General features: G+C 65.7%; 16 protein-coding genes. 5 read left to right on the forward strand and 11 right to left on the reverse strand.

The window, feature by feature from the left end:
* Window positions 1-14: 14 nt before the first annotated feature.
* Entirely contained in the window at window positions 15-209 is a 195-nt protein-coding gene (locus tag IVA87_RS00785) for a hypothetical protein (RefSeq protein ID WP_247332360.1), read from the reverse strand.
* A 194-nt stretch (window positions 210-403) separates the two neighbouring features.
* On the reverse strand, window positions 404-874 hold the full coding sequence (locus IVA87_RS00790; RefSeq protein ID WP_247307809.1) for a hypothetical protein: 471 nt from the start codon (window positions 872-874) through the stop codon (window positions 404-406).
* Between the two features lie 265 nt (window positions 875-1139).
* Between IVA87_RS00790 and IVA87_RS00795 the strand changes: the two genes are divergently transcribed.
* The 4 genes from IVA87_RS00795 to IVA87_RS00810 all read left to right on the forward strand — a co-directional run bounded on the left by IVA87_RS00795 (window position 1140) and on the right by IVA87_RS00810 (window position 4678).
* Complete coding sequence (locus tag IVA87_RS00795; RefSeq protein WP_247307807.1) at window positions 1140-2798, forward strand: FAD-binding dehydrogenase; 1659 nt, start codon at window positions 1140-1142, stop codon at window positions 2796-2798.
* 3 nt (window positions 2799-2801) lie between these two features.
* A complete protein-coding gene (locus IVA87_RS00800; RefSeq protein WP_247307805.1) occupies window positions 2802-3719 on the forward strand; it encodes a PHB depolymerase family esterase in 918 nt (305 codons plus the stop codon).
* Between the two features lie 132 nt (window positions 3720-3851).
* On the forward strand, window positions 3852-4202 hold the full coding sequence (locus IVA87_RS00805; protein WP_027575148.1) for a RidA family protein: 351 nt from the start codon (window positions 3852-3854) through the stop codon (window positions 4200-4202).
* A gap of 110 nt (window positions 4203-4312) precedes the next feature.
* Entirely contained in the window at window positions 4313-4678 is a 366-nt protein-coding gene (locus IVA87_RS00810) for a nuclear transport factor 2 family protein (RefSeq protein WP_247307803.1), read from the forward strand.
* Between the two features lie 210 nt (window positions 4679-4888).
* Here IVA87_RS00810 and IVA87_RS00815 read toward each other — a convergent pair whose 3' ends face one another.
* The 8 genes from IVA87_RS00815 to IVA87_RS00850 all read right to left on the reverse strand — a co-directional run bounded on the left by IVA87_RS00815 (window position 4889) and on the right by IVA87_RS00850 (window position 13604).
* Window positions 4889-5731: an amidohydrolase family protein gene (locus tag IVA87_RS00815; protein ID WP_247307801.1), complete on the reverse strand. Its 843-nt coding sequence runs from the start codon at window positions 5729-5731 to the stop codon at window positions 4889-4891.
* Window positions 5732-5734: 3 nt separating this feature from the next.
* The gene (locus tag IVA87_RS00820) at window positions 5735-6712 is read right to left on the reverse strand and encodes an aldo/keto reductase (RefSeq protein ID WP_247307800.1); all 978 of its coding nucleotides are present in this window, start codon (window positions 6710-6712) and stop codon (window positions 5735-5737) included.
* A gap of 108 nt (window positions 6713-6820) precedes the next feature.
* Entirely contained in the window at window positions 6821-7753 is a 933-nt protein-coding gene (locus IVA87_RS00825; protein WP_247307798.1) for a sugar-binding protein, read from the reverse strand.
* A gap of 95 nt (window positions 7754-7848) precedes the next feature.
* Window positions 7849-8931, reverse strand: coding sequence for an ABC transporter permease (locus IVA87_RS00830; protein WP_247307797.1), 1083 nt, complete (start codon window positions 8929-8931; stop codon window positions 7849-7851).
* Entirely contained in the window at window positions 8931-9689 is a 759-nt protein-coding gene (locus tag IVA87_RS00835; RefSeq protein ID WP_247307794.1) for an ATP-binding cassette domain-containing protein, read from the reverse strand. Before IVA87_RS00835 ends, IVA87_RS00830 begins: the two co-directional genes overlap by 1 nt.
* 12 nt (window positions 9690-9701) lie before the next feature.
* Window positions 9702-11024, reverse strand: coding sequence for a xylose isomerase (gene xylA, locus IVA87_RS00840; RefSeq protein ID WP_247307792.1), 1323 nt, complete (start codon window positions 11022-11024; stop codon window positions 9702-9704).
* The gene (xylB, locus tag IVA87_RS00845) at window positions 11025-12479 is read right to left on the reverse strand and encodes a xylulokinase (RefSeq protein WP_247332365.1); all 1455 of its coding nucleotides are present in this window, start codon (window positions 12477-12479) and stop codon (window positions 11025-11027) included.
* Window positions 12480-12560: 81 nt separating this feature from the next.
* Window positions 12561-13604 carry a LacI family DNA-binding transcriptional regulator gene (locus IVA87_RS00850; RefSeq protein WP_247307790.1) on the reverse strand — a complete coding sequence of 348 codons (1044 nt, stop codon included), beginning with the start codon at window positions 13602-13604 and terminating at the stop codon, window positions 12561-12563.
* Between the two features lie 110 nt (window positions 13605-13714).
* Here IVA87_RS00850 and IVA87_RS00855 point away from each other — a divergent pair, with 110 nt between their 5' ends.
* Window positions 13715-14245 carry a DUF1003 domain-containing protein gene (locus IVA87_RS00855; protein ID WP_247307789.1) on the forward strand — a complete coding sequence of 177 codons (531 nt, stop codon included), beginning with the start codon at window positions 13715-13717 and terminating at the stop codon, window positions 14243-14245.
* A 31-nt stretch (window positions 14246-14276) separates the two neighbouring features.
* Here IVA87_RS00855 and IVA87_RS00860 read toward each other — a convergent pair whose 3' ends face one another.
* Window positions 14277-14741 (reverse strand): GNAT family N-acetyltransferase, encoded by a 465-nt coding sequence (locus IVA87_RS00860; RefSeq protein WP_247332368.1) that lies wholly within the window; start codon window positions 14739-14741, stop codon window positions 14277-14279.
* Window positions 14742-14752 lie beyond the last annotated feature (11 nt).

Consider the following 14752-nt stretch of genomic DNA (forward strand, 5'->3'; position numbering starts at 1 on the left):
ACTTCCTGTCGAGATCAGAAGCAGGCGGCGAAACCGGTCCTGATCATTTCGAAGAACACCTGGGTGCCGTAGTGAAACCAGAGCGTGAGGGCGGCGACCACGACGAGCGCGCCGAGACCCGCGCCCACCCACAGCAGCACGGACGGCATCCGGCCGGCATTGGGCGAATTGTCCGATACTGGATGGGCCGGGTGCAGTGGTTGAACCATGGTCATGATCGGGGCGAAGGGTTCCCTGCCTTTCAAATAGGCGCTGACGCGCGACCCGGCAAGCGCAGGGGTGGGGCAGAGATCACGATAAGCGTGTAGCAGCGCGAGCTTGCCGCAGGGTCGCCACTCCCGCAAGCCAAGCGGGAGAGCCCCTCAATCGTGGTGCAAGTTTGCCAAAACCGGAGAGGTTGGGCCTACCTTGACGACGGCTTATTGGTCGAGGCCTGCGCGTCCAGGTAGCAGGGCTTGTACATGGCCTGGAGCTGTTTGCCCCTCAGGAAGAGCATGTGCGGGGTGAGGCCGCCGCGCTGGGCGATCCAGCGCTTCACCTGCGAGGGATACATCGCATAGAGCATCTGGGTAGCTTCTGGATTGGTGATGGCGCGGCCGTTCCTGCCGAAATCCCACGCCGCATGGAAGCCGAGCGTTGCGTGCGAGGTCACGCAGATCCGGTCGCGTGGGATGGCGCCGAGCACGATGGTGCAGGCGGACGCGCAGAGGCCGTCGATAATGACGGTTTCGCCTGATTGCCGCAGGCCCTGGTATTTGTCGACGTAGGTTCCGATCCTGCCGCCGCGGTCATCCGCAATTCGAACCACCGCGTGAGAAGCCCCCATGCCGGCGATCAGCAGAATCGCCGCAAGCAACCCCGTCAGAACCTTCATTGTCCCCCGCCCCAGTCGTATTCGAATCTGCGTGTCAGGTGGTGATGCGCGGCTAGCGTCGGTCGAGTCTGCGGTTTTGTCTAGGCACGCCGGCTTGCTCAAAACAAATTCAAATCCAGTGTTGCGTCCGCGCTGCACTCGGCTGGTCTCTATCCCAAAGTGGAACAAGTTAATGATGTCTTACCGGCCACACCCTTGATCTCAGTTGCAACCGCTGGCTTCAATCCGGACAACTACAGGGGGGAACCCGAGGAGGGGGAGACACATGACTGAAGAGACGGACGTCATCGTCGTCGGAGCCGGACTATCCGGACTGGTGGCCGCAACGGAGATTGCGGACGCGGGCAAGCGCGTCATCGTGGTCGACCAGGAGGGCGAGCAGTCGCTCGGCGGCCAGGCGTTCTGGTCGTTCGGCGGGTTGTTCCTGGTCGATTCGCCGGAGCAGCGCCGACTTGGCATCAAGGATTCCTACGAGCTCGCGCTCCAGGACTGGATCGGCGCCGCCGGCTTCGACCGCGACGAGGACTTCTGGCCACGGCAATGGGCCGAGGCTTACGTGGGGTTCGCGGCCGGCGAGAAGCGCGGCTGGCTGCGGGCGATGGGCCATCGCATCTTCCCCGTGGTGGGCTGGGCCGAGCGCGGCGGCTACGATGCAATGGGCCATGGCAATTCGGTGCCGCGCTTCCACGTTACCTGGGGCACCGGCCCCGGCATCGTCGAACCATTCGAGCGCCGCGCGCGCGAAGCCGCCCAAAGCGCCCGGCTGAGCTTCCGATTCCGCCATCGCGTCGATGCGCTCTCCATCACCAACGGCACGGTGGATGGCGTCAGCGGCGCCGTTCTCGCCCCCGATACGATCGAGCGGGGCAAGAGCTCGTCACGCAACGCCGTCGGCGAGTTCTCGCTGAAGGCGCAAGCGGTGATCGTCGCCTCCGGCGGCATCGGCGGCAATCATGAGCTGGTGCGGCAGAACTGGCCGAAGCGGCTCGGCGAGCCGCCGAAATTCATGATCTCGGGCGTGCCCGAGCATGTCGACGGCCGCATGATCGGCATCACGGAGAAGGCTGGCGCGCGGCTGATCAATCGCGACCGCATGTGGCATTACGTCGAGGGCATCCAGAACTGGTCACCCATCTGGCCGCGCCACGGCATCCGCATCCTGCCCGGCCCGTCCTCGATGTGGTTCGACGCCACGGGCACGCGGCTGCCGGCGCCACTATTCCCGGGCTCCGACACGCTCGGCCAGCTCAAATACATCATGTCGACGGGCTACGATTATTCCTGGTTCATCCTGACGCAGAGCATCATCAAGAAGGAATTTGCGCTGTCGGGCTCGGAGCAGAACCCCGACCTCACCGGCAAGAGCTGGCGCATGACCTTGCGCCGCGCCACCAACAAAGGCGCGCCGGGGCCGGTGGAGGCGTTCAAAAGCCACGGTGTCGACTTCATCGTGCGCGACAAGCTCGATGAGCTCGTTGCGGCCATGAACAAGCTTGCCGGTAGCGATCTCGTCAGGCTCGAGCACATCAGGATGCAAATCGAAGCGCGCGACCGAGAGATCGCCAACCCTTACGTCAAGGACGCGCAGGTGATGAACATCCACAATGCGCGCCGCTATATCGGCGACAAGCTGATCCGCACCGCCTCCCCGCACAGAATCCTGGATCCCGCGCATGGACCGCTGATCGCGGTGAAGCTCAACATCCTCACCCGCAAGACGCTGGGCGGCTTCGAGACCGATCTCGAGTCGCGCGTGTTCGGTGAGGACGGCAGCGTCATTCCCGGCCTTTATGCGGTCGGCGAAGCCGCCGGCTTCGGCGGCGGCGGCGTGCACGGCTACCGCTCGCTGGAAGGCACCTTCCTCGGCGGCTGCCTGTTCTCCGGGCGCAATGCCGGCCGCTCCGCGGCGAAGGCGGTGGGCTAGATCATGCGGCGGTGGATGCATATCGGGGCGTTCCTGGTGGCACTCACCGCCGTCACGGCGGCGTCTGCCGATACGGTCGACGTCAACGGCGTGAAGCGCTCCTACACCGCGCTGCTGCCGGCGAAAAAGCCTGCCCCGCTAGTTGTCGTGTTGCATGGCAAGACCCAGCGCGGTGCCGACATGGTCGCGCGGACGGCGTGGCCGCAGCTTGCCAGGCGCGAGGGCCTCGCCGTTGTCTTTCCGGACGGACTCAACCACGCCTGGGCCGATGCGAGGACCAAGGCGGGACCCGCGCTCCGCGGCCCGCCCGAGGGCACCGATGACGTCGCGTTTATCGCAAAGCTCGTCGAGAAGCTGGTGGCCGACGGCACCGCCGATGCAAAGCGTGTCTACGTGACGGGCATCTCCAACGGCGGCGCCATGGCGATGACGCTGGCTTGCGCCCGCGCCGATCTGTTCGCGGCAGCTGCGAGCGTGATCATGAATCTCACCGATGAGGCTGCTATCACGTGCCATCCGTCACGGCCGCTGCCGATCCTGATCATGAACGGCACGGCCGACCCGCTGGTGCCCTATGAAGGTGGACGCGGATCGGGCTATTATGCCGCAGACGGGTTCTGGTCGACCGACGAGACGCTGGCGTTCTGGCGCAAGCTCAATGGCTGCGACGCGGATGAGTTGACCGAAGCCGACCTGCCCGACAGAAGTCCCACCGACCAATCCACCGTGACGCAGATTTCCTCACGTTGTCCGGCCGGACACGACGTCGTGCTCTATCGCGTCAATCGAGGCGGCCATCGCATGCCCGGATTTGCCCCTGACGCGCGTTTCCCGAAAGTCGCGACCGGCCTGCTCGGGCCACAGAACAGTGACATCGACGGCGCCGAGACGATCTGGGCTTTCTTCAGCCAGTTTCGCTGAGCGGCGCATCGCCGCAGGCAACGCATGCGTGCCTGGGCAACGCATGCGGGTCTGGCAACGCATGCGTGCCCGGGCTGGCACAGCGCGAATCGCTGGGCTAGACAGGGCCGCCCTTCCACCAGGAGATCCCAGATGAGCATTCAGCGTTTTGAAACCGGCCCGCGCATGAGCCAGGTTGTCGTGCACGGCAACACCGTCTATCTCGCCGGCGTCGTCGCCAACAAGGCTGCCGGCGAAAGCGTGACGAAGCAGACCCAGGACATCCTGGCGACCATCGACGGCCACCTCGCCAAGGCCGGCACCGACAAATCGAAGCTGCTCTCGGCCACGATCTACATCACCGACATGAAAACGTTCGGCGAGATGAACGCGGTGTGGGACGCCTGGGTCTCGCCTGGCAACACGCCGGCCCGCGCCACCGTCGAAGCCAAGCTGGCGGCGCCGCAATACACCGTAGAGATCATGGTGACCGCGGCGAAGTGACGGCTGCATGAGATTATGCGTGCGCCGATGACCTCCGAGGTAATCGATCGGCGCGCGCATTCCTTCGATAGTTACGGTCAGCCAACACGGCATTGTCGAAGGAGAACATCATGACCGATCCCAACACCATCGCCCGCCGCTACATCGAACTCTGGAACGAACGCGCCGCCGGCCGCCGGCGCGAACTGCTCAGCCAAGACTGGACAGCGGATGCGAGCTATGTCGATCCCCTGATGAAGGGCGACGGCCAGGACGGGATCGACGCGCTGATCGCAGGCGTGCAGCAGCGCTTTCCCGATTTCACCTTCAAGCTGATCGGCGAGCCCAACGGCTACGGCGACCATGTGCGCTTCGCGTGGGGACTTGGTCCTGACGGCGTCGACAGCCCGATCAAGGGAACGGATTTTGCCGTCCTAAAGGACGGCCGGATTAGGAGCGTGACGGGATTTCTGGATCAGGTGCCAGCCGGCGCGTGAAGGGCGGGCACGCTGCCTTCTTCCTTCTCCCCTTGTGGGAGAAGGTGGCGCGAAGCGCCGGATGAGGGGTTCCTTCCGCGATCCTTGCTGCTTGAGGGTCGTGCGCGGAGAGATACCCCTCGCCCGTCTCGCCGCTACGCGGCGAGCCACCCTCTCCCACAAGGGGGCCCACAAGGGGAGAGGGAAAGAGCGCAACCCTCGACTGAACAGTCAAGCCAACCGATACGCAGCCTTCGCATTCACACCGAGCGCCTTCTCGCGCACGTGTGCGCCCAACCTCATCAGGCACGCCTCCAGCGCACCCTTGATCTCGCCGTAGCTCCCCGCAAGCAGACACACCGGCCAGTCCGAGCCGAAGATCACCCGATCCTCGCCAAAGCATGTCGCGGCATGCTGAACGAACGGAAACAGACGCTCCGCATTCCAATCGCTCCAGACTGCTTCCGTCGCCAAGCCCGAAATCTTGCACCAGACATTGCCGCAAGCGGCCAGCGCCGCGATGCCATCGGCCCATTCGTCGCTTGCGCCATCAGCGATCGGCGGCTTGGCGGCGTGGTCGAGCACGAAGCGTGCTTGTGGGAAGGCCTGCGCAGTCGCGATAGCAGCCGGCAACTCGCGGGTGCGGACGAGGAAGTCGTAGGTGAGATCGCGGGCGAACACCGCGGTAAGGCCGCGCTGGACGTCTTCGCGGAGTAACCAATCCGGATCGGCTTCATCGTGGACCTGGTGACGAATGCCCACCAGCTTGTCGCCACCCGGCGCAGCGCGCAGTCGATCGAGCGTTTCGTCAAGCGCGCCGTCGGTCAGATCAGCCCAGCCAACGACACCTATGACAAAGGGCGTCGCATGCGCGATGCGCAGGAACTCCTCGGTCTCCTCGAGCGCGGAGCGGCACTGCACCAGGATGCTCGCATCGATGCCGTTTGCCTTCAGCAGCGGCGCAAGATCGCCAGGGCCGAAGGCGCGGCGGATCGGTGTGAGCTCGTCCGCGTCCATCCAGGGATAGTCGGCACGCGCCGGATCCCAGAAATGCTGGTGACCGTCGATGATCATGGCTCACGCTCCGCCCGGCAGCGGCGCCCGCGCATCGACGAGGTTTCGCGCGCGCAGCTCCTGCCAGAAGGCCTGCGGCACCGCAGCCTCCGACATCGCGATGTTCTCGGCCGCCTCCGCGGCATTGCGCGCGCCCATCACCGTGACGGTCACGGCCGGGTGGGCCATGCAGAACTGCAGCGCCGCGGCCTTTAGCTCGGTGCCGTGCTTGCGACAGAGCGCGTCGAGCTCCAGCGCACGCGCGACAAGCGCCGCGTCAGCATCCTGATAATTGAACTTCGCGCTCGTGTGCGGATTGGCCAAGATGCCGCTGTTGTAGACGCCGCCGAGCAGGATGCCGATGTTCCTGGCCTGGCAGGCCGGAAACAGCGCATCCAGCGCGCCCTGGTCGAGCAGCGTGTAGCGGCCGGCGAGCAGGAAGCAGTCGACCGGCACGGCGTCGGCGAAGCGGACCAGCATTTCCGACTGGTTCATGCCTGCGCCGATCGCCTTGACCGTGCCGTCCTCGCGCAGACGCTGCAGCGCGCGGAAGGCACCGCTGACGGCATCGTCATAGTGGTCGTCGGGATCATGCACGAGCAGGACGTCGATGCGATCGAGCCAGAGCCTGGCGAGGCTTTCCTCCAGCGAACGCATCACGCCGTCATAGCTGAAATCGAACACCGGCCGCTCACGCGGCGTGCCCTTGTAGTGCTCGTCCTCGGCGGCGGCGCCCTCGGGCGCGCGCAAAAGACGCCCGACCTTGGTCGAGATCGCATAGGACTCACGCGGCTGCTGCCGCAGGAACGCGCCGAGCCGCCGCTCGGCCAGGCCAAAGCCGTAAAGCGGCGCGGTATCGAAGAAGCGGATCCCGAGCGACCAGGCACGCGCGACCGTCGCTTGCGCATCGGCATCGCTGACGGGTGCGAACAATCCGCCGAGCGGGGCGGAGCCGAGGCCGATCGAGGTGACGTCGAGAGAGCCGAGGCGCGACCGTTTCATTCCATTGCCTTCCAAGAGTCGTCTTTCCAGCGGCCCAAATCATCTCCCCCGCTCGCGGAAACCGCAAGCGGGGGAGGCGCGCAGGAGCGCGGGGCTGGCGGCGCGCTCCTACTTCAACATCTGTGCCACGTTGTCCTTGGTCACGAGATCGAGACCGGTGTAGACGATCTCCGGCACCTTCTCGCCCTTCTTGATGGCGAGCAGCGTGTCCATCGCCTTCTCGCCCATCTCGAACGGGCGCTGGCCGACCAGCGCATTGGCATAGCCGTCGCGCAGGAGCTCAAGCTGCATCTTGAGCGTATCGGCGACCACCAGCGTGAACTTGCCGGAGTCGATGTCCTTCTTGTTCCTGGAGGCGAACGCCTTGAAGCCTTCAGGCGCGAACATCGGCCAGCCGCCGATGGGAACGATGGCGGCGAGATCGGGCGTTGCGGTGCGCATGTCCGTCATCTGCTGGACCGCGAGCGCGGGATCGTCGTTGCAGAAGGTCGGCGAGCCCGCAACTTCGGTCCATTTCGAGCCCTTCAGAGCCTCGCGCACGCCGTCGACGCGCTCGGCGAGGTTCTTGGCGCCGGGACCACCCGAAACCATCGCATATTTGCCGCCCTCGGGCCGCATTTTCAGCAACTGCTTGCCGAGCGCGACACCGAACTCCTTGTTGTTGGTGCCGATATAGGCAATGCGCTTGGAGCCCGGTGCATCGGCATCGAAGGTGATGACGGGGATGCCGGCCGCGGTCGCCGCCTCGATCGACTTGGTCATTGCCGCGACGTCGGCGACCGAGATGGCGAGACCGTCGACCTTCTGCGTGATGAAGTCCTGGATGATCTGGGCCTGCGTCGCTGGCTCATGCTCGACCGGACCCTTGTAGATGCACTCGATGTTGCCGAGCTCCTTGGCGCGCTTCAGGCAACCGTCGCGCGCGAAGTCGAAGAACGGATTGTTCATCGCTTTGGGCACGATGACGAAGCGGTAATTCGCAGCGAACGCCGGCGTCGCCATCATGGCAACGGTGATGCCGGCAAGAAGAAGTTTCCTCATTGTCTCCTCCACCCTTCTCTTGCGCCCATCCTTTCGAGATTCGTCCGGGAAGCGGACAGGCGGCATTTTCGTTGCCTCCCCGGAACGACGTCACGTCAGATCATCCGCGAGCGGATGCGATCGACCAGCACGGCCAGGATGATGATCACGCCCACCAGCGTCTGCTGCCAGTAGGAGCTGACTTGCGCCAGCACGAGGCCGTTGCGGATCACCTCCAGCAGCACGCAGCCGACGATGGCCCCCAACGGACCGCCGATGCCGCCGGCGAGATTGGCGCCACCGATCACGGCCGCCGCAATCACGTTGAGCTCGTAGGACGTCGCCATGTTGGCCGGCGCCGATCCAAGCCAGCCGGAGATGATGATGCCCTGGAGCCCCGCGGCGAGCGCGCAGATCACGTAGACCTCGATCTTCACCCGCACCACCGGAATGCCGGTGAGCTCGGCCGCCTTCTCGTTGCCACCGAGCGCGAAGACGTGGCGGCCGAACGAGGTATGGTGCAGCACCACGGCCATCGCCAGCGCGAGGATCACCAGATAGATGAAAGGCACGGGCACGCCAAGCACGTCGCCGGAGGTGAGCGCATAGAAATAATCTGCATCCGGTCCGCCCGGAAAACTGCCACGGCCGTTGGAGACGACGTAGCCGAGCCCGCGTACGATCGAGAGCATGCCGAGCGTGGTCACGAACGGCGACAGGCCGAGCACGGCGATGCAGAAGCCGTTGACGAGCCCGGCGACCAGCGCGACGCCGAGGCCGGCGAGGATCGAGACCAGCAGGATCAGCCCCGGCACGTTGGCGAGCACGGTCTTGCCGTCGGCCGCCATGTGCACGAACAGCGCGCCTGCCGGCGAGCCGGGCGCCGACAATTCGGTCATCACCATCGAGGTGATCATGGCGGAGAAGCACATCATCGAGCCGACCGAGAGGTCGATGCCGCCGGTGATGATCACGAAGGTCACGCCCAGCGTGGCAATGGCGATGAAGGAGAAGTTCTTCGCCACGTTCTGCATGTTGCCCTCGGTGAAGAAGTACGGGCTGGCGAAATGCATGATCACCAGCAACACCGCCAGAGCGAGCAGCACATAGCCGGTCTGTGACGCGAAGATGCCGCGCTGCCACCATCTGATCCGGCCGACATTGGTGAAGCTGATCGGAGATTCCATAGGCATGGCCATCACGCCGCCTCCTTCGCGCCGGTGATCAGGGCGGTGACCTCCTCGGGTGAGGTCTGGTGGATCGGCTTGTCGGCGCGCTTTTCGCCGCGGCGCATGACGACCACGCGGTCGCACACCGCGAACACGTCGGGCATGCGGTGCGAAATCAGCATCACGGCGACACCCTGCTCCTTCAGCCGGTGGATCAGGCCGAGCACCTGCTCGACCTGGCGGACCGAAATCGCGGCCGTCGGCTCATCCATCATCACCAGCCGCGCATTGGAGAGCCGCGTCCGCGCGATCGCGACCGCCTGGCGCTGGCCGCCCGACATCTGCTTGACGAGATCATCGGGGCGGGTCTCCGAACGCAATTCACCGAACAGCTCCAGCGCACGCGCCGCCATCGCCTTGTGGTCGAGCAATGCAATGGGTCCGAATTTGCGCTTCAGCTCGCGGCCGAGGAAGACGTTGGCGGCGGCGGTCAGATTGTCTGATAGCGCGAGGTCCTGGTAGACGACCTCAATGCCGACGGCGCGGGCATCGACCGGCCGGTTGAAATGGACCGCACTGCCGGCAAAGCGGATCTCGCCATGGCTGGGGCGGAAATTGCCGGCGATGATCTTGACCAGCGTCGACTTACCGGCGCCGTTGTCGCCCATCAGGCCGACGACCTCGCCCGGGAACACCTGCATGTCGACGTCATGCAGTGCCCGGATCGCGCCGAACTCCTTGCCGATGCCAGTCAGCTCGAGCACCGGCGTTGCTTCAGCGCTTGTCATCAGCGGCCTTCCTCAGACATGACGGTTGACCAGGGATTCCAGATATTCCTGCCGGCCCGAGCGCGGCTGCGGGTCGAAGCCGGGGCCGAGCGCACGGTCGGCGAGATCGGCGAGTGAACGCTGGCCACCGAGAATGGCCCGGCCCTCGGGCCTGGCCCATCCTTCGTAGCGCTTGGCAAGCGGTGTGGTGAGCACGCCGGCGTCGAGCATGTCGGCGGCGGCAAGGAAGGCGCGCGCGCAGGCATCCATCGAGCCGACATGGGCGTGGATCAGATCGTCGGGATCGATCGACTGACGCCTGATCTTGGCATCGAAATTGAGCCCGCCCGCGGTGAAGCCGCCGTGGTTCAGGATCTCGTGGAACACCAAGGCGAGCTCCGGCACGTTCATCGCGAACTGGTCGGTGTCCCAGCCGAGCAGATCGTCGCCGCGGTTGACGTCGAGCGAGCCGAATACGCCGAGCGCCTCGGCGAGCGCAACCTCGTGATGGAAGGAGTGACCGGCGAGGATGGCGTGGTTCTGCTCGATGTTGAGCTTGACGTCGTTCAGGAGATCGTAGCGCTCGAGGAAGCCGTAACAGGTGGCGACGTCGAAATCGTATTGATGCTTGGTCGGCTCCTTCGGCTTGGGCTCGATCAGGATCGGCCCCTTGAAGCCTATTCTGTGCTTGTGCTCGACCACCAGCGAGACGAAGCGGCCGAGCTGGTCGAGCTCGCGCTTGAGATCGGTGTTGAGCAGCGTCTCGTAGCCCTCGCGCCCGCCCCATAGCACGTAATTCTGGCCGCCGAGCCGGTGCGTCACCTCCAGCGCAGCGCGGACCTGGCCGGCGGCATAGGTGAAGATATCGGGGTCCGGATTGGTCGCGGCGCCCGCCATGTAGCGACGATGCGTGAACAGATTGGCCGTGCCCCAGAGCAGACGGACCTTCGCGGAAGCCATCTTCGCCTCGAACAGATCGGCAATCGCGTTGAGATTGGCGACGGACTCGCTGAGCGAGGCGCCTTCCGGCGCCGCATCGACGTCGTGGAAGGTGAAGAACGGCACGTCCAGCAGGCGGAACAGCTCGAAGGCAACATCGGCCTTCGCCCGCGCCAGCGCCATCGCATCGGTGCCGTGGTGCCAGGGCCGCAGGAAGGTCTCGCCGCCGAAGGGATCCGCGCCCGGCCAGCAGAACGAATGCCAATAGCAGACGGCAAATCGTAAGTGGTCCTCCAGCCGGCGGCCATGCACGAGGCGGTCCTTGTCGTACCAGCGGAAGGCGGGCGTGTTGTCCGCATCTTTGCCGGCAAAGGCGACAGGCCTGCTGGCCTCGAAGAATTTGGCTGACGCGTTCACTCAGGCAGTCTCCTTCAATGCAGGATAAAGCGCCCGCCAGCGCAGATAGGCCTCGTCATAGGCCGCAGTGACGGACGGGCGGGGTGTGAAGCTCGCGAGCCGCCGCGGGGGTTTGCAGACCGCTGCGGGGTCCTCGCCGGTCGCGGCGATACGGCCGAGCCGCGCAGCGCCGAGCGCGGCGCCCACTTCGCCTTCCTCAACGCGATGAACGGGAATGCCGAGCACGTCGGCGCAGATCTGCGCCCACAGCGGCGAGCGCGAGCCACCGCCGACCAGATCGAGCTCAGCAAGCGGCCCACTCGCCGCGCTCAGCGCGGCCAGATTGTCGCGCGCGGCAAAGGCGACGCCTTCGAGCACGGCCTGGACGATCTGCGATCGCCCGGTCGCACCGCGCAAGCCCACAAAGGCGCCGCTGGCGGCGGCATCGTTGTGCGGCGTACGCTCGCCATCGAGATACGGCAGGAAAGAGACGGGGCTGGGCCCGTCGACACGCTCGCCGAGCGGCGCCAAGAGCGCTGCGGCGGGAGTCTCCATCACGCCAGACAGCCAGGCGAGCGAGGCCGCGGCCGACAGCATCACCCCCATCTGATGCCAGAGGCCGGGCAGCGCATGGCAGAAGGCATGCACGGCCGAAGCCGGCGCCGGCGCGAAGCGGTCGGTAACGCGGAAGACCACGCCCGACGTGCCCAGCGACAGCAAGGCATTGCCCGGCGCGATCGCGCCAAGCCCGATCGCGCTCGCCGCATTGTCGCCGGCGCCGCCGGCGACCACGACATCCGCAGTCATGCCCCAGCGCTGCGCGTATTCCGACGCAAGCACCGCGCTCACCTCGCTGCCCTCGACCAGGCGCGGCATGTGATGCAGATCGAGCCCGGTGGCATGCAGCAACAGTGCCGACCAGCGGCGCAGACCAACATCCAGCCACAGCGTGCCGGCGGCGTCCGACATATCCTCGACCATTTCGCCGGTGAGGCGATAGCGGACATAGGCCTTGGGCAGCAGCACCTTTGCGACGCGATCGAAGATCTTTGGCTCATGCCGCGCCACCCAGAGCAGCTTCGGCGCGGTGAAGCCAGGCATGGCGAGATTGCCGCCGATCGCGTGCAACGACGGACAGCGCCGCTCCAGCATGGCGCATTCGGCGTGCGAGCGGCCGTCGTTCCAGAGAATCGCGGAACGCAGCGGCCGCCGATCCTCGCCAAGCAGCGTCGCGCCGTGCATTTGGCCCGACAGCCCGATGCCGGCGACCCGCGCGACCTCGCGCGGATGGCGGGCGGCGAGATCGTCCACCGCGCCGATCGCCGCATCGACCCAGGCGTCCGGATCCTGCTCGGACCACAGCGGCGCCGGGTGCGACAGCGCAAGCTCGCGCGCGGCCGTCGCGACAATCGCGCCGGCTTCGCTCACGAGCACCGCTTTCACACCGGACGTGCCGATGTCTAGTCCGAGATACACGCCATCCTCCCTTTACCTGTCGCGGTGCGCGAGCTTGACGTCGCATTCACCGCTGCCGACCATTTTGAAATCCAGCTGCCACTAGGGCAGATTGTCCCGCATCACGATGTCGATCCTGATCTTCTCCTGTTCGCGCAAGATCGGCTCGCCGCGGGCGAGCGCGAGCAGAACGCGCACGGCAGCACGCGCCTCATGGCCCGGGTTCTGCGAGATCGCCGCATCCATCACGCCCTGCAACAGCAGCCGCCGTGTCAACGCGGTGACGTCATGCCCGACGAACACCACTTGCTTATCGCGGCCGGCATCGGTCAAAGCCTTGGCGACGCCTTGCGTGCCGGCGCCGACGTTATAAAGGCCGACAATGTCAGCATGCCTGCCGAACAGCCGCGCCAATACTTGCTCCGAACGCTCGTCCTCGTCGCGCCCTTCCAGCACCGGCAGCACGCTGAGATCCGGGAATTCCGTCGCCATCACCTGGTTGAAGCCGAAGATGCGCTCGGCGTGGTCGCGCAGGCCCTGCGAGCCCGCGACGATCGCGACCTTGCCGAACCTCTGGCCGACCAGCCGCCCGACCAGCGCGCCGGCGGTGCGACCCGCAGCGATGTTGTCGATGCCGACATAATGATGGCGGCGCGAGGACGGCACGTCCGAGACCAGCGTCACCACCTTGGCGCCGGCATCGACGAGATCGTTGATGGCGGCGCGGACACCCGGATGGTCCAGCGCCACCACGGCGATGCCATCGTAATCGCCCGATAGCGCCTCCAGCGTGCCTGCGAGCGCGGAGGGGTCGAAGACGTCGGTCGCCACCATCTCGACGCTGAGGCGGCGGGCCGACAGCCAGGCCGACATTTCGCCGAGATAGGCTTCGATCTGCTGCATGAACGGGTTCGAGCCGGACGGCATCACGAAAGCGAAGCGCCGGGCGCGGCTGCGGGCGAGCTCGGCGGCGGCAACGTGCGGCTGGAACGAATTGCGCTCGATCGCCGCCTTGACGCGCCGCACCGTGTCCGGGCGCACGCCCGGGCGGTTGTGGAGGACGCGGTCGACCGTGGCGAGGCTGACGCCGGCCTCGCGGGCGATATCCTTCAGCGTCAGCGCAGTCGGGGTGAGCGTCTCGGCCATGGCTGAAGGCTAGCAGAGGTGTTTTGAGGTACGCAACTCATTTTGATGGACGATAATCATTTGGCTCCCTCCTCCCAGGAACAGGACCTTCAATTGGCCGTTGCCGCCGCGTGCGTAACGACATCACCCATGATCCCGGCGAGGGCCTGAGCCCGACGCTCGAGCGCAACATCAAGGCGCTGGTCGCGCGGCGGCGTGGGGAGCAGCGGGCTGCGACGGGCCAGGAAAAACTCGCCGACGCGATCACGGCCTTCACCGGCAGCATGCCGTTTGTTTATCTCCACCTGGCCATATTTGGTTTCTGGATCATCGCCAACCTGAATTGGCTGCCAGGGATCCGGGCCTGGGACGAGAGTTTTGTGGTGCTGGCGATGATCGCCTCGGTGGAAGCGATTTTCCTCTCCACCTTCGTGCTGATCTCGCAGAACCGCATGACCGCCGCCGCGGACAAGCGCGCCGATCTCGACCTCCAGATCAGCCTGCTCGCCGAGCATGAACTGACCAAGGTTGCCCGCCTGCTCACGCAGATCGCCGAGCGGCTCGACGTCAAACCTGACTCGAAGCGCGATCTGGAGGAAGCGGCCCGGGACATCGCCCCCGAACGCGTGCTCGACAAGATCGAGGAGACGCGAAGAAGTTGAGGCTGCATGCACCTTGCGCCAGTCGGCAGGCTCAGCTGGTGGTTAGATCCAGCGTCAGGAACAGGCTGTTGGGATCCTCGACATAGCCTTCGAATGGACCGCAGGCGACGAAGCCGTGGGCCTGGTAGAGGGCGTGCGCGGGTTTGAAATAATCCCAGGAGCCGGTCTCCAGGCTGAGCCGCGTCATGCCGCGCATGCGGGCTTCACTGATGATGTGGCGGAGCATCTGGCCGCCGAAGCCGCGCCGGCGCGTGGTCTGCAGCGTGTGCATCGACTTCACCTCGCCGTGGTCGGCCGAAAGCGTCTTCAGCGCGCCGGTGGCGACCAGTGTCTCGCCGTCCCAGCCGGTCCAGAATGCGATGTCGGGTCCACGAAGACCGGAGAGATCAAGTGCATGGGCGCTACCGGGCGCGGTCTGCGCCCGCGCCGCCGTGACGTGGTGATCGAGCAGCGCGATGACGCGGGCATCAAAGGTGTCGCCGGGGCGGATGTGCATCGTCAGGGCCT

Origin of the sequence: Bradyrhizobium sp. 147 (genome assembly GCF_023073935.1) — a bacterium.
GTDB lineage: Bacteria > Pseudomonadota > Alphaproteobacteria > Rhizobiales > Xanthobacteraceae > Bradyrhizobium.